23 protein-coding genes and 1 tRNA gene are annotated in these 21,998 nt (G+C 32.7%); 9 read left to right on the top strand and 15 right to left on the bottom strand.

Annotation, left to right across the window (positions count from 1 at the left end; genetic code table 11):
* Positions 1-56: 56 nt before the first annotated feature.
* Entirely contained in the window at positions 57-740 is a 684-nt protein-coding gene (locus ICJ85_RS04795) for a hypothetical protein (RefSeq protein ID WP_188222642.1), read from the bottom strand.
* 76 nt (positions 741-816) lie between these two features.
* Here ICJ85_RS04795 and ICJ85_RS04790 point away from each other — a divergent pair, with 76 nt between their 5' ends.
* Entirely contained in the window at positions 817-1,740 is a 924-nt protein-coding gene (locus tag ICJ85_RS04790; protein ID WP_188222641.1) for an SPFH domain-containing protein, read from the top strand.
* 96 nt (positions 1,741-1,836) lie between these two features.
* Here the strand turns inward: ICJ85_RS04790 and ICJ85_RS04785 are convergent, their stop codons facing one another.
* The 7 genes from ICJ85_RS04785 to ICJ85_RS04755 form a co-directional block, all read right to left on the bottom strand.
* Positions 1,837-2,163: a hypothetical protein gene (locus ICJ85_RS04785; protein ID WP_188222640.1), complete on the bottom strand. Its 327-nt coding sequence runs from the start codon at positions 2,161-2,163 to the stop codon at positions 1,837-1,839.
* A 106-nt stretch (positions 2,164-2,269) separates the two neighbouring features.
* Positions 2,270-2,902: a response regulator gene (locus tag ICJ85_RS04780; protein WP_188222639.1), complete on the bottom strand. Its 633-nt coding sequence runs from the start codon at positions 2,900-2,902 to the stop codon at positions 2,270-2,272.
* The gene (locus ICJ85_RS04775; protein ID WP_188222638.1) at positions 2,889-4,553 is read right to left on the bottom strand and encodes a sensor histidine kinase; all 1,665 of its coding nucleotides are present in this window, start codon (positions 4,551-4,553) and stop codon (positions 2,889-2,891) included. The genes ICJ85_RS04780 and ICJ85_RS04775 overlap by 14 nt, the downstream gene beginning before the upstream one ends.
* Before the next feature lie 172 nt (positions 4,554-4,725).
* The gene (locus tag ICJ85_RS04770; RefSeq protein ID WP_188222637.1) at positions 4,726-4,947 is read right to left on the bottom strand and encodes a hypothetical protein; all 222 of its coding nucleotides are present in this window, start codon (positions 4,945-4,947) and stop codon (positions 4,726-4,728) included.
* A 71-nt stretch (positions 4,948-5,018) separates the two neighbouring features.
* On the bottom strand, positions 5,019-6,167 hold the full coding sequence (locus tag ICJ85_RS04765; protein ID WP_188222636.1) for a peptidogalycan biosysnthesis protein: 1,149 nt from the start codon (positions 6,165-6,167) through the stop codon (positions 5,019-5,021).
* Positions 6,168-6,238: 71 nt separating this feature from the next.
* Positions 6,239-6,721, bottom strand: coding sequence for a DUF1761 domain-containing protein (locus ICJ85_RS04760; protein WP_188222635.1), 483 nt, complete (start codon positions 6,719-6,721; stop codon positions 6,239-6,241).
* 86 nt (positions 6,722-6,807) lie between these two features.
* Positions 6,808-8,820: a glutamine--tRNA ligase/YqeY domain fusion protein gene (locus tag ICJ85_RS04755; RefSeq protein WP_188222634.1), complete on the bottom strand. Its 2,013-nt coding sequence runs from the start codon at positions 8,818-8,820 to the stop codon at positions 6,808-6,810.
* 138 nt (positions 8,821-8,958) lie between these two features.
* On the opposite strand from ICJ85_RS04755, the gene ICJ85_RS04750 reads away from it, so the two are divergent.
* The 4 genes from ICJ85_RS04750 to ICJ85_RS04735 all read left to right on the top strand — a co-directional run bounded on the left by ICJ85_RS04750 (position 8,959) and on the right by ICJ85_RS04735 (position 11,101).
* Positions 8,959-9,165: a zinc ribbon domain-containing protein gene (locus ICJ85_RS04750; protein WP_188222633.1), complete on the top strand. Its 207-nt coding sequence runs from the start codon at positions 8,959-8,961 to the stop codon at positions 9,163-9,165.
* A gap of 3 nt (positions 9,166-9,168) precedes the next feature.
* A complete protein-coding gene (gene folB / locus ICJ85_RS04745) occupies positions 9,169-9,540 on the top strand; it encodes a dihydroneopterin aldolase (RefSeq protein ID WP_188222632.1) in 372 nt (123 codons plus the stop codon).
* Positions 9,541-9,745: 205 nt separating this feature from the next.
* Positions 9,746-9,817, top strand: a tRNA-Cys gene (locus tag ICJ85_RS04740).
* Positions 9,818-9,955: 138 nt separating this feature from the next.
* On the top strand, positions 9,956-11,101 hold the full coding sequence (locus ICJ85_RS04735; protein WP_188222631.1) for a PoNe immunity protein domain-containing protein: 1,146 nt from the start codon (positions 9,956-9,958) through the stop codon (positions 11,099-11,101).
* A 3-nt stretch (positions 11,102-11,104) separates the two neighbouring features.
* On the opposite strand, the gene ICJ85_RS04730 is transcribed toward ICJ85_RS04735, so the two are convergent.
* Positions 11,105-11,788 carry a LysE family translocator gene (locus ICJ85_RS04730; protein ID WP_188222630.1) on the bottom strand — a complete coding sequence of 228 codons (684 nt, stop codon included), beginning with the start codon at positions 11,786-11,788 and terminating at the stop codon, positions 11,105-11,107.
* 243 nt (positions 11,789-12,031) lie between these two features.
* On the opposite strand from ICJ85_RS04730, the gene ICJ85_RS04725 reads away from it, so the two are divergent.
* The gene (locus ICJ85_RS04725; protein ID WP_188222629.1) at positions 12,032-12,853 is read left to right on the top strand and encodes a hypothetical protein; all 822 of its coding nucleotides are present in this window, start codon (positions 12,032-12,034) and stop codon (positions 12,851-12,853) included.
* Positions 12,854-12,922: 69 nt separating this feature from the next.
* Here the strand turns inward: ICJ85_RS04725 and ICJ85_RS04720 are convergent, their stop codons facing one another.
* Together ICJ85_RS04720 and rnr are read right to left on the bottom strand one after the other, a co-directional pair.
* On the bottom strand, positions 12,923-13,597 hold the full coding sequence (locus ICJ85_RS04720; protein ID WP_188222628.1) for a head GIN domain-containing protein: 675 nt from the start codon (positions 13,595-13,597) through the stop codon (positions 12,923-12,925).
* A 296-nt stretch (positions 13,598-13,893) separates the two neighbouring features.
* Positions 13,894-16,083, bottom strand: a complete 2,190-nt coding sequence (gene rnr, locus ICJ85_RS04715) for a ribonuclease R (protein WP_188222627.1) — start codon at positions 16,081-16,083, stop codon at positions 13,894-13,896.
* Between the two features lie 780 nt (positions 16,084-16,863).
* Here rnr and rpiB point away from each other — a divergent pair.
* Genes rpiB through ICJ85_RS04700 form a run of 3 tightly spaced genes read left to right on the top strand, consistent with a single transcriptional unit; the run spans position 16,864 to position 18,713 of the window.
* Positions 16,864-17,298 (top strand): ribose 5-phosphate isomerase B, encoded by a 435-nt coding sequence (rpiB, locus tag ICJ85_RS04710; protein ID WP_188222626.1) that lies wholly within the window; start codon positions 16,864-16,866, stop codon positions 17,296-17,298.
* Complete coding sequence (locus ICJ85_RS04705) at positions 17,299-18,216, top strand: cation diffusion facilitator family transporter (protein WP_188222625.1); 918 nt, start codon at positions 17,299-17,301, stop codon at positions 18,214-18,216.
* 53 nt (positions 18,217-18,269) lie between these two features.
* Positions 18,270-18,713 (top strand): GNAT family N-acetyltransferase, encoded by a 444-nt coding sequence (locus tag ICJ85_RS04700; protein WP_188222624.1) that lies wholly within the window; start codon positions 18,270-18,272, stop codon positions 18,711-18,713.
* Between the two features lie 10 nt (positions 18,714-18,723).
* On the opposite strand, the gene ICJ85_RS04695 is transcribed toward ICJ85_RS04700, so the two are convergent.
* The 4 genes from ICJ85_RS04695 to rnpA form a co-directional block, all read right to left on the bottom strand.
* A complete protein-coding gene (locus ICJ85_RS04695) occupies positions 18,724-18,939 on the bottom strand; it encodes a hypothetical protein (protein ID WP_188222623.1) in 216 nt (71 codons plus the stop codon).
* A gap of 24 nt (positions 18,940-18,963) precedes the next feature.
* A complete protein-coding gene (locus ICJ85_RS04690; protein WP_188222622.1) occupies positions 18,964-19,848 on the bottom strand; it encodes an OmpA family protein in 885 nt (294 codons plus the stop codon).
* A gap of 69 nt (positions 19,849-19,917) precedes the next feature.
* Complete coding sequence (locus ICJ85_RS04685; protein WP_188223125.1) at positions 19,918-21,552, bottom strand: S41 family peptidase; 1,635 nt, start codon at positions 21,550-21,552, stop codon at positions 19,918-19,920.
* Positions 21,536-21,943 (bottom strand): ribonuclease P protein component, encoded by a 408-nt coding sequence (rnpA, locus tag ICJ85_RS04680; RefSeq protein ID WP_188222621.1) that lies wholly within the window; start codon positions 21,941-21,943, stop codon positions 21,536-21,538. Before rnpA ends, ICJ85_RS04685 begins: the two co-directional genes overlap by 17 nt.
* Between the last annotated feature and the right edge of the window lie 55 nt (positions 21,944-21,998).

Raw genomic sequence — 21,998 nt, 5'->3', positions numbered from 1 at the left:
TTCAGAATGACAGTTTTAAATGCCTTTTAGACCTTTCTATTTTATATCATTTCATTTTAGAAAGACACATTCAACCCTAAAACCAACATGGTTTGGTTGCCTTTAAATGTTGACTTCCCTCCTTCTGTATTTAAATCTTTAGAGTTTAAACGTTTCAAAATATTAGTAGCTCCATAAATGTATTGGGCCCGTAATTTCACATATTTATAACCTGCTGTTATACCAGCAACACCGTTCAAATTAAAGTTTGAAATACTTCCAATTTCAGAGGCTTGCAAATTGATATAATTATTTACATAATAACTTTCATAATCTTTATTCTTCATTTCCAAATCACTGTTGTATTGAAACATCGGACCTAAATCAATCGTCACATCCGGCGTACCTAATTTAATATGCCCCAACAAAGCAATTTGAGCAACAAACATTTTATAATCTACGAAGGTTTCCTCCGAAACAGTTTGAATTTCTCTAGCTGAAATCCCCATTTTACTTTCGGAAAGCTGCATACCAAAACTTACATTATACCAACGGTGTGGAATATCGACCGTAGCCCACATACCTCCAAGAAAACCCCATTCCTTACTGGTGGTAAAATTGTCTGTCGTGATATCTAACTGAGTCATTCCACCAAAAATGGAAAACCCATTAGTAATGCGATAATTTCGATGTTGAGAAAAACTTTTTGTAACAAAACATAGCATAAATGCTACTAATAGTAAAGATTGCTTAAAATTCATCGGTTAGTGGTTTGTAACCAAATATAACATATAATTTTAGTATCTTAATTTATTCTAACTTATTAAATAACACATTATGTCATTCTCATTGCCCATTATTCTGTTTTTAGGAATTGTCCTTCTGATATTTTCCTTCTTTACTGTAAAACAACAAACAGCAGCTATTGTTGAACGCTTTGGCAGGTTTAAAAGCATCCGACACTCTGGTTTGCAACTAAAAATTCCATTGGTAGATAAAATTGCTGGAAGACTCAGTTTAAAGATTCAACAACTCGATGTTATTATTGAAACCAAAACGTTAGATGATGTTTTTGTTCGTTTAAAAGTATCGGTACAGTACAAAGTCATTAAAGATAAAGTGTATGATGCTTTTTATAAACTCGATTATCCGCACGATCAAATTACCAGTTATGTTTTCGACGTGGTTCGTGCCGAAGTCCCTAAAATGAAATTGGATGACGTCTTCGTAAAAAAAGATGATATCGCTTTAGCTGTAAAAGCCGAATTAAACGACGCGATGCTGGATTATGGTTTCGATATTATTAAAACCCTGGTAACGGATATCGATCCAGACCCACAGGTAAAGGCAGCCATGAACCGTATTAATGCTGCCGACCGTGAAAAAACAGCCGCACAATACGAAGGGGATGCTCAACGTATTTTAATAGTTGAAAAAGCAAAGGCCGAAGCAGAAAGTAAGCGTTTACAAGGACAAGGTATTGCCGATCAGCGTCGTGAAATAGCGCGTGGTTTAGAAGAATCGGTAGACGTTTTAAATCGCGTTGGTATTAACAGTCAGGAGGCTTCTGCCTTAATTGTAGTCACTCAGCATTACGATACCTTGCAGGCCATTGGTAGCGAAACCAACAGCAACCTGATATTACTTCCAAACTCACCACAAGCCGGTAGCAACATGCTAAACGATATGGTAGCAAGTTTTACGGCCAGTAACCAGATTGGTGAGGCTATGAAAGAAAACAAAAAGAAAAAAGACTCATAAACTCAACATAGTTCTATAAAACAAAAAAAGCATTTCAAAATTGAAATGCTTTTTTTATCCTAATTAACTAAAAAATTATGACGCTGTTAATGCTCTCTATTCATTCGCAGCGACAATACTAACCTCTTTCTCTTTATTTGGCTTGTAGTTTTTATAAGCCGGCCCCATTAAGTTAGCCTTTTTATTTTCAACCACAACTTGAGTATAAGATGCCTCTTCAGACTTTTTCCATACTTTGCGGTTTTTATATTCTGGTCCTTTTAAATCTGTTTTTGTATTTGAAGTAAAAACAGGTTTAGCTTCTGTTTTGTGTTTCCAAGGCTTGTAATTCTTATATGCAGGTCCTTTTAGATCGCTTCTATCTTGTGAAAATGCACTAAATGAAACAAACACGAATGCTAGGATAAATAATAAATTTTTCATGATATATAAAATTTAATGTTCGCTACAAAGTTACAGGCAAACTCAAGGTTTTACATATATGAGAAATCACGTAATTTATATCCGTATAAATACGGATACGTTCACTTTATATTAAATTTAAAAGGGTGGCTTTTTTTATTAATTCGGCAGTGTTTTTTACTTCCAGTTTCTTTAAAACATTAGCTCTGTGGGTTTCAATAGTACGGCTACTTACAAATAATTGAGCTGCAATTTCTTTAGTGGTGAGCCCTTCTGCAATGAGCCCTAATACTTCCTTTTCTTTTTTAGAAAGAATATTTTCACTCACATTTTGTACCGACATAAAGTTGATCATCTTCTCTGTAATAGCAGGACTGAAATACTTTTTCCCCTGATGGACAATACGAATGACTTTAATCAGTTCTTCCTGGTCTGTATTCTTTAATAAATAACCATATGCGCCACTTTTAGCACACTTTGCAATATAATTACCATCGTTATGCATAGAAATGATTATAGGCTTTACATTGGTATTTAAATCCTTTATTTGCTTTAAAACCTCAAAACCATCCATATTAGGCATAGTAATGTCTAACAAGACAATATCTATATCATCATCTTCTTTAATAGCTTCAATAAATTCCTTTCCATCAGCTACACTTTTAACCACAGAAACATCGTCGTATTTCTTCAATAATTCTATTAAACCATTTCTAAATAGTTCGTGATCGTCGGCTATAATAAGTTTAATTTGTGTCATGATTAATGGGTAATTCTATTTCAAACGTTGTTCGGCCTGCTTTGGAATTTATATCAATTTCTCCATTACAAATTTCAACACGCTCTTTAATATTGATAATTCCTGAACCTAATTTTACGGTATTTAAATCGAAACCAATACCATCATCAAAATAAAAAAAGGAGATGAAATTTTCGAATTCTGATAAGGTTAACCTAATGTGTTTTGCTTGTGCGTGTTTTAAGGAATTATTGATGAGTTCCTGACCAATTCGAAAAATATTGATGGCCTGATTTTTTGTTATTTTACTTTGTTCCGGATTGGTTAAATCTTCAAATTCAATATCGATATCAGAGAATTGCTTTACACTATCAACAAAATTAGATAATGCCGCACCAACCCCAAAATCGTCTATGGTGGATGGCATTAACGCATTAGACATCGTTCGGATTTCGGTAATTGTCGTATCTAAAAGTTGTTTCATTTCAGTACGTTTCTTTTTACTTTCAATACGATTTTCAATGTAAAATTTTAAGGAGGTTAACAAAGGACCAATTCCATCGTGTAACTCTCGCGATAAGCGCTGCCTTTCGTTTTCTAAACCATCAACCAGTAAACGCTTAGTATTAATACGATTCTTATTTTCGTTATTCCTGAACTCAATAAGTTTATCTCGCATTTTTAATAAACTTTTTCCTAATAAATCATTATCACCTTTTGGAACATATTCTGAATTGAGATTCATCTCCCCCATTTCGTTAGAAAACTTAACAGCACCTTGAAGCGATTTTTTAAGATTATCTAAGGCATCAAACATTTCCTTAATTTCGTTTGAATTCTTACTAAAGGTGTTGGTTTTATTATAATCGCCAGCAGCCATAATTTTAAGGCTCTTCTGCATGTTTATAATCGGTCTGGTGATAATTTTAGTTAAAAACAAAGATAGAATAACAGCGATAAGCATGGTAATCACAATCAAACCGGTAAGCCTTACTTTTAACTTTTTTAATGGTGCATTTACTTCGCTGGTATCGATTTCTGAAAGTATAGCCAGATGAAGATTAGAAATTTCAATAGGGCTGAATAAACTGTACACATCAACCCCACGATAATCTTGTATAATCGCCCGACCTTCGTTTCCAGAAAGGGCATTTATCACACCTTTGGTTTCCACCTTTATCGTAGTTGGCCGCTTATCGGGATAAAAACGCGATGGCGATCGCATATAAAAATCCTCTCCCACCAAATACGATTCACCGGTATTCCCCATTCCTGTACGCTCCAATAAAATGGATTTTATTTTATTGTAATCTACAATCTTAAAAACAGGAGTACCATTTTTATTAAGAATTAACCCAATAGACGTTTTACCTGATGTGCTATAAGGAGTTAAATCGTAAATTCCGGACTTAAAATGCATCCCTTTTGGTAAAACAACGTCAGATGTATCGTTAGGGATATAACTTTCTACTTCATTATTAAAGACCAACCATTCGTCGTTAATTAATTTTTCAATCTGAACCTTTTTAAGGGTTTTTATAGAATTTAACTGCAGTAATATTCTATCATCTAAAACCTTTGAAAACTGATGATAAAAAGTAATAGATAACACCAGAACCACTAAAAAAATTAAGCTATTCATAATAACTAATATCAGGGTTCTAATACTCATTCTAAGGTTTTGTGGAATTAAAATCTAAAAATAGGAAAGCTTATTTACCTACGAAAGTTAATCCTTTAAAAAGACAATAAAAGGACATAAACGATTCCGCATGTTTTACTGAAGAAAAAACATGTTGCTTTTAAACAAAGTAACTATTACAAGTACAGAGAATAAAATAATGTTATGACGCAGCAATAATACCTTTTTCAAGCTTGTAATTATGTAATATACTTTTGAGGGTTTCTAAATAATTTTGCATCGAATCGGTATCCATCTGCGCTCCCATATGACTGGAAAGTGTTACTGGGGTTTCATCAAGATGCTGATACAATTCCGGATAATCGGTTTCAATATAACGGATAAGATGCGAAATTTTTGAAAGTGTTTTCGTTAAAGGTTTCATGACTCATAAATTAAAAATAAACTATAGCTATAAGTTATTAATTTTAAACCATTTAACAAAGCACTTTAACACTACCTGAACGGGTGTCTGGGCTGCCAGTCCTGCTTAGGGTTCATTAAACCGAAAATCTCTTTTAAAAGTGCATTTAAAACAGAATTAGTATGCTTTAAATACATGACCATAGGTTTAGCTTCTGCTCCTACCGAACTCTTAATTTCCATGGCTGTTCTGGCGTACACAATATTCTTAAAATGATTATTAATGCCGTATTCCGCCATATCGTAAAGCATATTTAAATACAATTGATTAGGATATTGATGTTCGCAGTCATAACCCAGAAAATAAGTCTCCAAATCGTTACCATTTAGTATTAACGTATAAAACCCGACCAACTCGTTATTTAAATAATACCCAAAAACTTTAAATCGTTCTTTAAGCTGAAGTTTTAATTGATAAAAATGATTTTGAGAAAGAATAAACGTATTGAACTTGGCATTATCTGAAACATTTAAATACAGTGCATAAAGTTGATTTTGATTGTTTTCAATAGCATCAAGATGTAATTCCTGACTTTTAATACCGTTAAACTTTTTTCTGGCACGTTTATAACGCGTTCTATATTTTTTATTTAACTCTGAAATATAATCCTGAAAGTTAGTCCATCCAGACCTTACCTCCATAATCATATTCGGTTGTACAGCGACTTGATATAACCCATGTGATTTAAAAAAATCAACTTCAGAATGTATCGTATCCTCTAAAAAGTAATCCTTAAACACGACCGCTCGAATGGTTTTATTTTCGTCTTGTTTAATTTGGTTTTCTATATCGTTTAAAGCCTCAAAAATTAATTTTAAATATTCTGATTGACTGATATTCTCTTTTATAAATAACATACCGTGTTGCCCGGTGTGCATCAAATTTCCAACCACAAGAATATTCCCTTTTAAAATCCTTGATACCTGATCCTTTAAAAAGTCTTTCACACAAGATACCTTTGAATTTCGAAACATATCTTTTAAATACAACTGAACCCGTTGTATTATCGCTATACCAACTAAGTTGTCGGCTTTAAAAATACCTACATAATAACACTTAATATTTTCCGGAGCAGAAACTTCTAAAGCTTTTAGATAATCCGACTGAAAAAAAACATCCTGTTTAACTAAACCATCCCAGGAATCGGGTAAATCGGAAACTGTATTATAGATGTGATACATATATCTCAAGGCAAAAAAAAGACTGAAGATTAAATCGCTTCAGTCTTTAAATATCTATAAAAATTACAACATTATTGCCATGCACAGATAATTCCTCCCATTAAAGCCAAGGTTACAATCCAATACCCAGAATTAATTAAAATGTATTTTCCGCTTTTGCGTTCAAAAAGTGCATTGGTACCAAGAATGGGAAGTGCTATAAAAATACCCGCTATAACACCATGTAACACACCATGTTTAAATGTTCTGAACGCAGTTCCATAATCATCCATAAAAGCGTGAAATGACGGTAAGGCATTCTCAACATCGCCACCAACCATACTTATGGCTCCGGTTTGATGAATAGTCAAAATCTGAAGTGCAAAAGCTAAAAAGAATGCAAACAACAAGGCTAATCCAAAGATTTTACCCATGTTAGCGCCTTTCATTTTTTCTTCGGTCATCTCTGCAGCCTGCATCCAGGCAGTGCCAAATACTTTTGGGTTATACCAAACAGCCCCGACAACCAAAGCTGAAATTGCGGCAACAATAATTGCTAATAAATTAAATTCCATAATTATTTTAGTTACAGTTAGATACTTTAAATATAGCTAAAATAATTATGGAATTTACAAGTTATAATCGAATAGCAAAATACCGATTATAAGGTCTGTGCCTCTGCTACTAGAATATCGTTTTTATCTTCTAAGGCTTTATCAATGAATTCCTCAACATCTGTATTCTTTTCTAAACCTTGTTCTAATAACACTCCTAAAACCAAAGCCACAGCAATTCGCGTTCCTACTTTTTTAACTGCCGTATTAAATAAGGGTTGAAGCTCTTCGTAACTTATTTCTTTAGCTAATTCTAAAATTTCAGCCTTTACCTTTTGCTGTTTAGCCTCAGGTAAATTGGTATATTTTTTACCTAATTGCTGAATCACATCAATCGCCTTTTTCTTAGGAGGTTGATTTTTTTGTTGTGGCTTCTGTGTAGTATTTTGTGTATTTACAGGCTTTTGCTTAGCCCAGGTATCACGTAAACCAACGGTTTTATTAAATACTAAATGATCTGAAGTTGCATCGTTATCGACATTAAAATAGCCCAAACGCTGAAACTGGAATCGGTCACCAACTTTGGCTTCAACCAGACTTGGCTCAACATAGGCTTCAATAATCTTTAATGAATCCGGATTTAAAAACTCCATGAAATCTTTATCCTGATGACTATCCGGAGCCTCGTCCATAAACAAGCGGTCGTACTCACGAACTTCAGCTTTAACGGCATGCTTAATCGATACCCAGTGTAAGGTACCTTTTACTTTTTTAGAGGTGTCTTCAGAATAGGTACAATGAATTTCTGTAATCTCTCCGTTAGCATCTTTTATAACATCGTTGGCCTGAATAATGTATGCATTTTTTAGACGCACTTCGCCACCTAATTTTAAACGGAAAAACTTATTACCAGCTTCCTCTTTAAAGTCCTCTTTTTCAATATAAATTTCTCTTGAAAACGGTACTTTTCTTGAACCAGCCGTTTCATCTTCCGGATTATTCTCAGAATCAAACCACTCTTCTTTTCCTTCAGGGTAGTTTGTAATTACCACTTTTACCGGATCTAAAACCGCCATAACACGAGGCGCGGTTTTATTTAAATCTTCACGAATACAGAATTCTAAAAGCGATACATCTATCACATTATCGCGTTTAGCCACACCAACGGTTTCAACAAACTTTCTAAGGGCTGCAGGCGTATAACCACGACGACGTAAACCTGAAATTGTTGGCATACGCGGATCGTCCCAACCAGCAACAACCTTATCATTTACCAATTGTAACAACTTACGCTTACTCATGATAGTATAACTTAAGTTTAAACGGGCAAACTCACGTTGTTTTGGCAATAATGGATATTCAGTTTTACTGTAATCGTACACCTGATCTTTAAACCAGTTATATAGTTCACGGTGCGGTTTAAATTCTAATGAACATAAGGAGTGTGATACTTGTTCTAAATAATCACTTTCACCATGTGTCCAGTCGTACATTGGGTAAATACACCAATCGTCACCAGTACGGTGGTGGTGTTTTTTTAAAATACGATACATAATAGGGTCACGCATCAACATATTAGGATGTTGCATATCTATTTTAGCACGTAATATATGTTCGCCTTCATTGAACTCACCCGCCTTCATACGTTCGAATAAATCAAGATTTTCTTCTACCGTACGGTTTCTGTAAGGTCCATCAACACCAGGTTGCGTAGGTGTACCCTTTTGTTCGGCCATCGCTTCACTACTTTGCGAATCGACATAGGCTTTTCCATCTTTTATTAATTGAACAGCCCAATCGTAAAGCTGCTGAAAATAATCTGAAGAATATAATTCCTTATCCCATTTATACCCCAACCAAGCGACATCTTCTTTAATAGCATCAACATACTCCTGCTCTTCTTTAGCTGGGTTAGTATCGTCGAAACGAAGGTTTACAGGTGCATTATATTTTTCACCTAAACCAAAACTAATACCAATAGCTTTAGTATGACCAATGTGCAAATACCCATTTGGTTCTGGTGGAAAACGAAATCTTAAGTTTTCTTTTGGCATGCCATTAGCCAAATCCTCTTCTATAATTTGCTCTAAAAAATTGAGCGATTTTCTTTCTTCAGACATACGTGAAATTTATTTCAACTAAATAAGGCTCAAAATTACATAAAAACAAGTTATTATAGATGAATATACTTCTAGAAGCGTAACAAAATTTAAGGAAACGTTACTAATCATTTAAATCTTGTAAAACACCTTATAACAATGAAAAATACTAACTACATTTGCCCTAAATGTGCTAATACCACTTTTGAAGTTGGTGAAATACGTGCAACCGGCGGCACCTTATCGAAAATTTTTGATGTTCAAAACAAAAAATTTACCTCGGTAACCTGTTCCAATTGTACTTATACCGAATTCTATAAAGCCAGTACCAGCGCGTTGAGTAATATTTTTGATTTATTCACATAAACTATGGGCATTATTAAAGTTGAAAATATTCGGGTATTTGCTTACCACGGATGTTTAAAAGAAGAAACTAAAATTGGTAGCGATTACCGTGTAGATTTAGAAGTTAAAGCCGACTTACAACCATCGGCTAAATCTGATCATTTAAAAGATACGGTAGATTACGTGTTACTAAACCGAATTATAAAAGAAGAAATGGCTGTGCCTTCGCATCTATTAGAAACGGTAGCCCGTCGTATTTTAGATCGTATTTTTAATGAAGATCAACTGGTTAGAAAAGCAACAGTTTGGGTTAGTAAATTAAACCCGCCTATTGGTGGCGATGTGGAGAAAGTAACCATTAAAATGATGGACAGACGTAAAGACTATAAAGGTTAAACCAATAAGACGTTAATTAATAACTGATTTTTCATTCCGAGAAAGAAACTTAAATCTATAAATCTCGATTATCGCGTAAAAATTAATTTTAAGTTATTGTAAAGTCTTATTTTTTTTTACATTTGCAACCGCTTAACGGCAGTTGTCATATTTTTTGTAGATTTACTTTGAAATCGAAATTAATATAACTGTTATTAAAATTAATGGCGTCGTGGCCGAGGGGCTTAGGCACAGGTCTGCAAAACCTGCTACAGCGGTTCGAATCCGCTCGACGCCTCAAAAAAACCTTCAAGAAGTCTTGAAGGTTTTTTTATGCTTTTATTTTAGGTTGTAAGAAAAATGAGTAAATTGTTTAGTCTATTAAATAGACATAAAACAAAACTATTAAGGTCCATTTAAAAAAAGCCTAAAATATATGACTAGATCGGTTTTTAGGGAAAAGGAGTATTTTGATGAATACATTTCCGCAAAAATTAGAACATTCGAAAAACAACAACTAAAAATTCAAGAAGGTGAATTATCTGGTAATAAATTAGCTTATGCGAAAAAAGATCAGTTATATAATTTATATCATCAGTTAGTTGCAAAATATTCCAGAGGTGATAAAATTATTGAACTAAAACCAATTTTTGAAAAAATTGTTGATGGACTAACAGGTGAAAAATGGGAAGAAAATTTTGTAAAGTTTACTTATCCAAAACACAAAAAAGTAATAGTTACAAATCAATTAAGTCTTGATTTCCATAACTTAATGTTAAACATTCTATCAATTGGAGTTTTAATAAATGGAGATATAATATATTTTACATCTTTGAGTAAATTTCTGGAATTTTATAATATTGAATATAAATTATTTGATATTTTCTTAAACTTTAAAATTAAAAATCATTCAATTAAAGAATCAAAATATAGTCTAAAACAGTATAAAAAACTTGAAGATTTAATTAACTCAAAAAAAATAACAACCGACAATTTATCTACTTATCATAATAAGTGGTTTCAATCTTTAAGTCCTTCATATTTTAATATTATGTCAACAACTAAGAACGGTATGTTTGATGGTTATTGGTGTTTTGAATCTGCAGCATTAGCCAGAATAAATTTATTAAATATTGAACAATTATTTGATAACGTATACTTTCCAACTGATTTATTCAACAACGATGAAACTTTTTTTAAATACCAAATTAGTTTAGAAATTAAACTATTAAATAGTATCGATAAAACTATGCGAGATGTTGGGAAAAACTGGGGAATTAGAAACCCATCAAACGAGATTTTAATTTCAAGAAGAATTCTTCAGAGGTATAATAAAAAAAGATATACAGAACTTGAAGAACAAATAGGTAGTTATTTTAAACTATTAGAAAATTCTGCTTTATCAAAAAATAAAGAACAAATACTTTTAAACAAACCAATTGTCATCACAAATCTGATAAATCTTTTAAAACACTATAAAATTGAATTCTCAGTACTTGAATCAAAACTTCAATCAAATAATAACTCAGACAAAACAATAAGCTTTTGGTTTAAATTAAAAAATATTTGGTCGTCAAGTTAACCTTTACCTATTCACAGGATTTATCTGTTCCAGTTTTTCTTTAATGAGTTCCTTTTCTTTTGGGAAGAACCCTTGGGTAAGTAATAATACGCCAAATCCTAAAATAACTAAGGCAATAATTTTTTTGGTTTTGAATATTAAACGTGGTGTTAAGTGATGACGTAATTTTTTTGCCACCGCAATTTTTATTAAATCGATTAAAAAGTACACAATTAAAATCGTTGATAAGAAGACAATAACACCATCTTCAGAGGTGGTTAATGAATTTCCTAAAACTATAAACGCTACCCACCCCAAAAGCACACCTATATTTATAAAATTAAGAAGGAATCCTTTTAAAAATAATTTTCCGTAACCCTTTTTAATTTCCACTTTGTGATATTCGCGAACAATGTCTCTAAATGATTTGGAGGTTTTTACAAACGAAATAATTCCATAAGCCACTAATAGCACACCACCAAAAATTAAAAAGTTAGGATCGTCTTTAATTTTATCGAGTAATTTACTGGTACTAAAAAAAGCTACCAAAATAAAAATAACATCGGCAAGCATCACACCACAATCAAAAATTAAGGCACTTTTAAAGCCTTTGGTTATGCTGGTTTCAAGAAGTACAAAAAATACCGGACCTATTGTAAATGCCAATACAATGCCAAAAGGAATAGCCGCTAAAATATCATCAAACATAATCGTGCGAGAGTTTCAATACAAAGTAAAGGAATATTTTAAAATTAAATTATTACAATTAACAGTATAAAAACTAAAGTTTAATATAAATCATTAGCATTTTAATAAAAAAAGATGATTTCTTCGATTTAAAATAACAGATAAGCTAATATTTACCTGTTTATTTTTATAATTTACTATTTTAAGGTGCTTATCGGTTTTGCCTTACCCGAAAAACTATTATTAACTAAATTAAAATTAATCATGAAAAAAATTATTCCCTTATTTTTATTAGTACTAACTATTTTTGCGTGTGACAATAATGCGGAAGACACTTTTGATAATGAGGCTGCTTTTAAAATTAATCTTAATACAATTGAAATTATAGAAAATCAAGGTGTAGGAAATATTATTACCTTAGGCATGAGTAGAAATGATATTCATACTGCTCTAGGCGGTAATATTTGTGGCACTGCTTCTGAATGTTCTTTTAGGTTAACTCCAGAAACTGGTGTAATAACAGTTACTTTTAACAGTGACGACTTAGTAACAAATATAGATATCAATCAAAATAATATATTAGATGAAAATAAATGGTCTACTACTTCTGGTGCAACAGATAACATGACACCTAATGAAGTGGCTGCACTATATCCAGGGTCTGTAATAAAATCTGAATATCCTTATACATATGTTCTTGCTTCAAAAGATGGATATACTTTAGAATATTATGAATCTTGTACTTATGCAGGATGTACAACCAGTATTACCCATCATATTTATTCAGCAGGTAATACAAACACCGGAGATAATAGAATAATACTTGGAGACATTGTTGTAGAAAATCCTTCCAAAAAAACGGCTTCTTACACAGTTAACATTGATATAACCAATCCTGATAATCAAACAACATCAAACGCATTCCCTTTAACAATATCTGGTAGAAGCTCCTATACGATAGATCCTGCTACATTAGTAGATATCGATGGTACATTAGGTACTTACACCTATGTTGCAAAATTATTAAATAACAAGGGTCGTGTAAAAGGAAAATTTACCGGAACTTTTGAAATTACAACAGAATAATATTATTTAAAAACATAAAAAAGGGTTGTGTAAAATTTTACACAACCCCTTTTTATTAAATTACTTTACTTAATTCATTCGATGTACTTTCCCTCCAATAACAGTAGTTTCGTTAATGGTTGTTGGTTTTCCATAAACATACACATTTCCACCAGCACGCACTGTAGCATCAACCTGATCTGATGCTCTTACATAAGCTTCACCCCCTGCGTTAACCGTTACATCTGTATATTTTGTTTCTAAATTGGTGGCTTTACAAATACCACCAGTTCTAAGTGCAATAGTTTGCTCCTTTGCTGTTCCTTTAGTTTCAACAATACCACCGGTAACCGATTTTATATTTATTACTGAAACATTAACCGGTACATTAATAATACCTCCTTCCTGAGCTCGTAAATTAACTTCAAATTGTTTTATCTCGTCTTCACTCTCTACTTTAGCACCTTCATTAACGTCGATGATATCGAATGAGGTGTAATATAAAACCACTTCGGTAGCATCACCATCAAAGATCTTTTCGAATTCCATTTTAATTTTAAGCACGCCGTTTTTATTAGTCAGCACCACATTGTTTTTATTCTTTCCGGAAACAACTGCTTTATTCTCGTTAGACTTTACAAGTTTCACCTGAATTAAATCGTAAACTTTTAATTCGTTAAATTCTTCAAGATTTGTTTCTACTGGATCTTGTGCATAAATTATAGTAGTTATAAATAGAACACATATTTTTACTAAGCTTTTCATTTCTTAACTTTTTTGAATTTAAATGTAAAATTATCAATAATTATACCGTTGTAAATTTGCTTTTGGATTTTTTTAAGAGATAATAATTAAGAAATGTTTTTAGAAAATGAATTTAAAAACGTTCTCGATACAATTTTCTAATTCATCGAAAATCAATCGAACTGACGGGTTAAAAAAATAACGTCATTACGAATGAAACGTAGTGAAATGAAGTAATCTTAAATAAGGAACTCCTAGTAAAAAGATTACTTCGTCATACTTCCTCGTAATGACGTTAAATTAATATTTTAAATATACTATCCTTCGTATTTCCCAATCAGGTTAAAGTCGAGATGTTTTTTAACTAAATCGGTATTTTTAACTTTTACTACAACTTCGTCTCCTAACTGGTACATGTTTTTTGTGGAGCGACCAATCATGGCATATAAATCCTGATCGAACGCATAATGGTCGTCGTTCATATCGCGAACACTTACCATTCCTTCACATTTATTATCGATAATTTCGACATAAATACCCCAGTCGGTTACGCCTGAAATCACACCAACAAACTGTTCGTCTTTATGATCTTCCATAAAACGAATTTGCATGTACTTGATAGAATCACGTTCGGCTTTAGTGGCTAAATTTTCCATATCGCTGGAATGTTTACATTTATCTTCGTAAGCTTCTTCGTTTGCCGATTTTCCGCCATCGAGATAATGTTGCAACAATCGATGCGCCATCACATCAGGATAACGACGAATTGGTGAGGTAAAATGACTATAATAATCGAACGCTAATCCGTAATGACCAATATTGTGCGTGGTATATTCAGCTTTGCTCATACTTCGAATCGCTAAAGTATCTACAAGATTTTGTTCCTTTTTACCAACAACTTCGGTTAATAAATTATTTAATGACGCCGACGTTGTTTTTCGGTCTTTAAAATTCAGTTTGTATCCAAACTTCGAAACAATGCCTTGTAAATTGGCCAGCTTACTTACATCCGGTTCATCATGTACACGATATACAAATGTTTTTTTCGGTGATTGTTTTCCAATAAATTCAGACACTTTTCGGTTGGCTAATAACATAAATTCTTCAATGAGCTTATTAGCATCTTTACTGGTTTTAAAAAATACACCAATTGGATTTGCATTTTCATCCAAGTTAAATTTCACTTCAACTTTGTCAAAAGAAATCGCTCCAGACTTCATACGTTTGTTTCGCATTTTTTTCGCAAGTTCATCCATTTTTAAAATCGCATCTGCAATTTTTTGATCGGCTTGATACGCTTCACCAGTTAAAGAAACCTCTTGCGGAATGTCATTTGTTTTCGATTCGATAATCGATTGTGCTTCTTCGTAAGTAAAACGCGCATCACTGTAGGTTACGGTTCTACCAAACCATTCATTTTTAATTTCGCATTTATCGTTCATTTGAAAAACAGCAGAAAAGGTATACTTCTCTTCATGCGGGCGTAATGAACAAGCATTGTTAGATAAAACTTCCGGCAACATAGGCACCACACGATCCACTAAATACACCGATGTTGCACGCTCGTAAGCTTCATCATCTAAAACCGTACCTTCTTTAACGTAGTGCGACACGTCTGCAATGTGTATTCCAATCTCATATAAGCCATTTTTAAGCACAGTGAAGGATAACGCATCATCAAAATCTTTGGCGTCCTTAGGATCGATAGTAAAGGTTAAATCGTTACGCATGTCTCGACGCTTGGCAATTTCTTCAGCTGTAATCGACGTATCTAAATTATTAGCATACTTTTCAACTTCATATGGAAATTCAAACGGTAAACCATATTCGGCAAGAATGGCATGAATTTCAGTATTGTGTTCTCCTGGTTTACCTAAAACCTCAATCACTTTCCCGTAAGGTGAATCGGCTTTCTCTGGCCAGTCTTCTAAACGGACTAAAACTTTATCCCCATCTTCAGCTTTATTAACCTTGTTAATCGGGATAAAAATATCTTTATACATTTTATTGCTGTCGGCAATAACGAACGCATACTTCTCATGAAGCTGTATAACGCCCACGTATTCGTTTTTCTCTCGTTTTATGATATTGACTATCTCCCCTTCCATTTTACCGCGTTTACGGCGCTTATAAACGTAAAATTCAACTTGGTCTCCATTCAGGGCTTTGTTGATATTATTTGAGGCGATAAAAACATCGTCATCGAAGTCGTCGCAAATTACATATCCGGTACCTTTACCAGACAGATCTAAAATACCCGTGTGGTACTCGGTGTTAATAACAGCTTTGAATTTTCCGCGATCAACTTCTTCAATTTCATTCTTTCCTTGTAGGTCGCGTAATTTTTTTATAATTTGATTTCTGCTGCTCGCATCATTCACTCCTAACTTAGCAGCAATTTGTTTATAGTTAAAAGCCTGGTTTCTTTCTTTTTTTAAAATACTAAGAATTGTATTTGATAGGTTGGAAATGCCATTTCTTGATTTCCTTTTTTTCTTTTTACTCATGTAATTTCTGTGATCATTTTCATTTCCTAAGATACAGGAAAATCTGTTATAAAAATAGCTTGTGATAAAAGCGGAAGTGACAGCTATTTCTTTTTCAAAGTTACAATTAAAAATTGAAACAAGGTTTAGAGAATGTTAATTATCAAAAAGAACCTGTTTAAACCAAATGAAAACTTCTAATAACTAAAATATCAAAAGCCTTTTTAAAAACCGAACTTTAAACTTAGGTTCTTTGAAATTATGAATACGCCATAACCATCAAATCAAAAATTAAAGCAAGAAATGAAAAACAGAGTTATTCACAATAGATATAATTATCATTTATCTTCTTTTAAAAATTAAAAAAAAAATACTTGTTATTATAGTCTGTTAATATCTGGAATAACTTTTTTAGAGATGATTAGGAATATTCGTTCTTTACAAGCTATTAGATGGTTGTTAACAGATATAAACATTGTAAATGCTTAATATTTAATTGATTTTATAGGTCTATTAACAGCTGTTGATAACCAATACTAACAGCTATTTTTTGATATTTAATTTTAATATCTCTGTTTATATCCGTTATTTTTGTGTCTAATAATTTTGCTAAAAAAAGTAGAGTTATTTTTTGGAGATGTGCTTGCTGTTTTTGTTTGGAAAAAAAATTGAAAGAACAATGATTTTTTTTTGAGTTAGTATTAACACCTATTAACAAGTTGTTAATATACTAATCGACAACTCTTGTAAGTCATTTTTAGTTAGTACTTTTGCAGTATATTTTACTTTAATACATAAACAATGAATATTTCTATAGGAAACGATCACGCTGGAACTGATTATAAATTCGCTATCGTAAAGCATTTAGAATCAAAAGGCTATACTATAAAAAACTATGGTACAGATAGTAATGATAGTGTAGATTACGCCGATTTTGTTCACCCGGTAGCTACCGATGTTGAAAATAAAGATGCCGATTTTGGAATCTTAATCTGTGGTAGTGCTAATGGTGTGGCTATGACTGCTAATAAACACCAAAAAATACGTGCCGGTTTATGTTGGAATAAAGAGATTGTACATTTAATTCGTAGTCATAATAATGCCAACATATTATGTATACCAGCCAGATTTACAGCGATTCAGCAAGCTGTTGAAATGGTCGATGTTTTTTTAAGTACAGAATTTGAAGGTGGCAGACACCAGACTCGCATAGATAAAATTCCTGTATCTTGTTAAATGTCACACGAGCACTCGCATAACCACGCGCATGCGCACAACGATTTAAAGGGCCGTAATCTTTTAATATCTATAGTATTAAATATTGTTATTACGGCCTCTCAAATTATTGGTGGTTTAGTGTCTGGTAGTTTAGCATTACTTAGTGATGCACTTCATAATTTTAGTGATGTTCTTTCATTAATAGTTAGTTACGTTGCTAATAAACTTTCCAAAAAGCAAGCTTCTATTGACAGAACCTTCGGATATAAACGGGCTGAAATTCTTGCTGCTTTTATAAATGCTTCTACTTTAATAATTGTTGCTATTCTTTTAATTATTGAAGCTATTAAACGTTTTCAACACCCTGAAGAAATCAAAACCGGACTGGTAATTTGGTTATCGTTAATTGCTATTATCGCTAACGGTGCCAGTGTGTTACTATTAAAAAAAGATAGTGAATCTAACATGAATATGCGTAGTGCTTATTTACACTTATTAACAGACATGTTAGCAAGTGTTGCGGTGCTTATTGGTGGCTTGTTAATGAAGTATTACCAGATTTTCTGGGTAGATAGTGCTTTAACATTAGCGATTGCTATTTATTTGATTTATATGGGGTACGATTTATTAAAATCGTCTACTAAAGTGTTGATGCTCTTTACACCAGATCATGTGCCTATTCAAAAAATTGTAAATGAGATTTCTGCATTCGATGCTATTAAGAATGTACACCATGTGCATGTGTGGCAGCTTAACGAAGATGAAGTTCATTTAGAGGCTCACATCGATTTTCAAGAGGATATTACCCTGTCGCAGTTCGATGAAGTTTTGCACAATATAGAAGATTTAGTGTTAATAAGGTATCATATCAATCATGTTAATATTCAACCAGAATTCAGAAAATCAGATGATAAGCATATTATTGTGCAAGATTAAAAAATTTAGTATCTTGTTAATAAGTGTAGAGGTTAATTATTAATATCTGAAATATGCTGCAAATACAAGTCAAAGCTTTTGATGAATTATCAGTTGATGAGTTATACAATGTTTTACAATTACGCTCGGAAGTTTTTGTGGTTGAACAGGATTGTGTGTATCAGGATGTGGATGGAAAGGACCAAAAAGCACTTCATATTTTAGGGTTTAAAAATGGAAAAATAGTAGCTTATTCACGTATTTTTAAGCCTGGAGATTACTTTGAATTTTCGAGTATCGGGCGTGTAGTTGTACATTTAAATGAACGTGATTTTAAGTATGGATACGATATTATGAAGGCGGCAATTTCAGCTATCAAAACACATTTTAATGAAACTACTATTCGACTTTCAGCACAAGTTTATCTCAAGAATTTTTATAAAAATTTAGGTTTTGTAGAAGTGGGAGAAAGCTATCTGGAAGATGATATTCCGCATATTGCTATGGTAAAAGAGTAACTTGATTATTCTAAAATTTTACGTTTTTAACAACATAAATTAACAGTACAGTAAGAGCAGTGCTCACAGCTATAGCGGTAGTCCAATAATACATTTTAGAACCCCATTGTTTCCAAAGTGGTTTTCCGTATAGTTTTTTTACATAACCATTAGTTAATTTCCAGTATAAAAAAGTGATTAAAACAAAGGCTAAGAGGGTTATTAATACTGTTAGAAACGTATTCATTTTATGAAGTTTTAACTTATTATATTATTTACTTTCTTCTCGTCTGTTTGGTCTGTCATCAATATAATTAATGACAATTTCTACGCGACGATCGTATTTTGGGTCGCCGCCTAAAGGAAATTTTCGACGCATACCTAAGTAACGCATACGCTTTTTACTCACCCCTTTTTTTGCAAAATAATCATATACGTATTTGGCTCTGGCAACAGATAAATTACGTTGTTTCGTTTTACGATCTATGGCATCTCTGCTAAACTGTGTACAGCATACATGACCTTCAATAGTAAAGTAAATATCTTCACGTTCTACCAAGACATTCGCAATATCGTTAAGTATTTTTTTTGAGTCAGGATTAATCACACTATACCCTGTTTTAAATAGAATATTTTCAAAGCGAATTTTATCACCAACCTTTACTTCTCCTTTTAAAATTTCGGCAGTTTCTAAGGGTGTTTCTTCAACAGGAACTTCAATTTTTTTCTCTTCTTTTTTTGGAAGAATAGGTGGTTTAGGATTGATTATAATTTCTACTTTTCGGTTGAGACCTCTAATTTTTGCGACGTTGGTTTCGTTTACAATTTTTAGTAAAACCTCACCTTTTCCATCGACATTTGTGATGACATTTTCACTAATTTCATGATTAGAAAGAATACCTTTAATCGCTTCAGCGCGTTGTTTTGAAAGTTTTAAATTATAACTATCGGCGCCGACATCATCACAAAAACCAAAGATGGCAATAGACTCAATATCGATGTCTGCTAACCCTGAAATGAAAAGTAATAACCTGTTTTCTTCGGTTGGAATCACTTCATATTTATCTGTTTCAAAATAAACTTCGTGAGTAATATTATTTTGAGCATAGGTAAGGTTCCCTAAAAATATGAGTATAAAGGTTACTAGTTTATTCATAATCTGCGGCAAAAGACAGGATTATAAATATACTATTTTAAATGAATTTTTTTTAAAATTCCCTAAGAACTAATGTAAATAATCGTTGTAAGTTGAAGGATTACTAAGAATTTCGGTCGCCTTCTTAATTTTCGTATCGTGTGTTTTATAATAATCGTACAAGCCTTCACGGTATACATAACGTTTAACAATCTCTTCAGTTAATAACTCTAATAAATAATCTTTATTAGCGTCGATAATACTGGTTTTAGACTTATTTAAATTCGTTAGAAGGGTTTTATAATCCTTTTCTATATTATCGTTTAATTCTTCCTTTGTAGCGGTTTCGAAGGCTTTATTTAAAGCTTTTTCGGTTTCGGTTTCGAATGAGAAATTATTAGCCTTTAAATAGCTTTTAAAATCGTTAAAATCGGTATCTGTTAATTTAAAATTATCGACGTTATCTAATTTATGATTGTAGTAGTAGTCTGTTGCATAATCAAACACCAAATCGTTGTTTACAATAGCGCTGGTAATCGCAGAATTGTTCGAAGCATCGAAACTGGCATCTGGGAAAATGCCACCGCCATCAAATACTTTTCTACCGTTTTTAGTTTTGTATTCGTTATAGTTCTCCTGTTTTACTCTTACAGCTTCGCCTTTGTCGTTACGGTGCCAATAATCTAAGGCCTGAATGCAACGACCAGAAGGCGTGTAATACCTTGAAATGGTAATCTTAACCTGAGTCCCGTAAATAAGCTCTTTAGGGCGTTGTACCAGTCCTTTTCCAAAACTTCTGGAACCAACAATAACCGCACGATCTAAATCCTGTAAAGATCCAGAAACAATCTCACTTGCCGAGGCACTGCCACCATCAATTAAAACCACTAAAGGAATTTCTGTATCGATAGGATTGCCTTGTGTGTAATAAGTTTTATTATACTTTTTAACCTTCGATTTTGTAGTAACCACCAACTGCCCTTTAGGTACAAACAGGTTGACAATTTTAATGGCTTCGTTTAACAGTCCTCCAGGATTTCCTCTTAAATCTAGAATAATTTTTTGAGCGCCTTGTGCTTTTAAATCACGTAAGGCATAATTTGTTTCGGCTGCTGCTTTATTATTAAAACGCGATAAAACAATATACCCTGTCTTGTCATTTATTAATGAAAAATAAGGGACTGCTTTAATTTCTACTTCGGCGCGGTTTATAGTGGCTGTATTGGTTTTTCCCTGGCGTTTATAAGTCACTTCAACAGAACTTCCGGTAACACCTCTTAAGAGTTCTCCGGTATCTTCTTTATAATCTTCAATAAGGTTATTACCTACTTTTATAATTTCGTCGCCCGCTTTTAAACCCGCTTTATCTGCTGGATAATCTTTGTAGGGTTCAACAATAATTAACTTATCTTTTAAGGTTTTTACTTTAGCTCCAATACCCGTGTAATCGCCTGTATTATTAATTCTGACCGCTTCAACATCTTGCTCGTTCATGAAGTTGGTATACGGGTCTAAATCGGCTAACATGCTTTTTATAGCTGTATCCATTAAGTCCCCTGGATTGGTTTCGTCAACATAATTCATGTTGAGTTCTTTAAACAAGGTGGTAAAGATTTCCAGCTGTTTTGCAATCTCAAAAAAATCATTTTGAAAGGCCGTTGTGGTAAAAAATAAACCACAAGCCAGTATCGGAATAATAATGCGTTTTTTAAGTACTTTTTTCATCATGAGACTTGTTTTCAGTTTCAGAAACCTTGTTTAAAAACTTCTTAAACAAGTGTTGCATTCTGTTTTCAATTTGGGATAAAGTAGGTTTGTCTTTGCCAATGTACAAAATCATAAACGCATATTGTGTAGAAATGTTGTTAAAAAATACACCCTTATTCAGGCGGTAAGCTTCTCTTAACAAACGTTTTATTCGGTTACGATCTACGGCGGTTTTAAACTGACGTTTACTTACAGAAACTCCTGTTTTAGCAATAATATCTTCATTAAAAGCTGTAGGCATATACACTAAACGTAAAGGGTAAGCCGAAACAGATTGGCCTTCGCTAAAGAGCTGATCAATCAGTTTTTTACTTTTTAGTTTTTCGTTTTTATTGTAAGTAAATTTCAAGATGTGTCATTTAATTTTTCAAAGGTACGGAAATAAAAAAATCACTTAATAAATA

The sequence above is a fragment of the Aestuariibaculum marinum genome (assembly GCF_014596975.1).
Lineage (GTDB): Bacteria > Bacteroidota > Bacteroidia > Flavobacteriales > Flavobacteriaceae > Aestuariibaculum > Aestuariibaculum marinum.
This window is presented reverse-complemented; position numbering and strand designations above follow the sequence as displayed.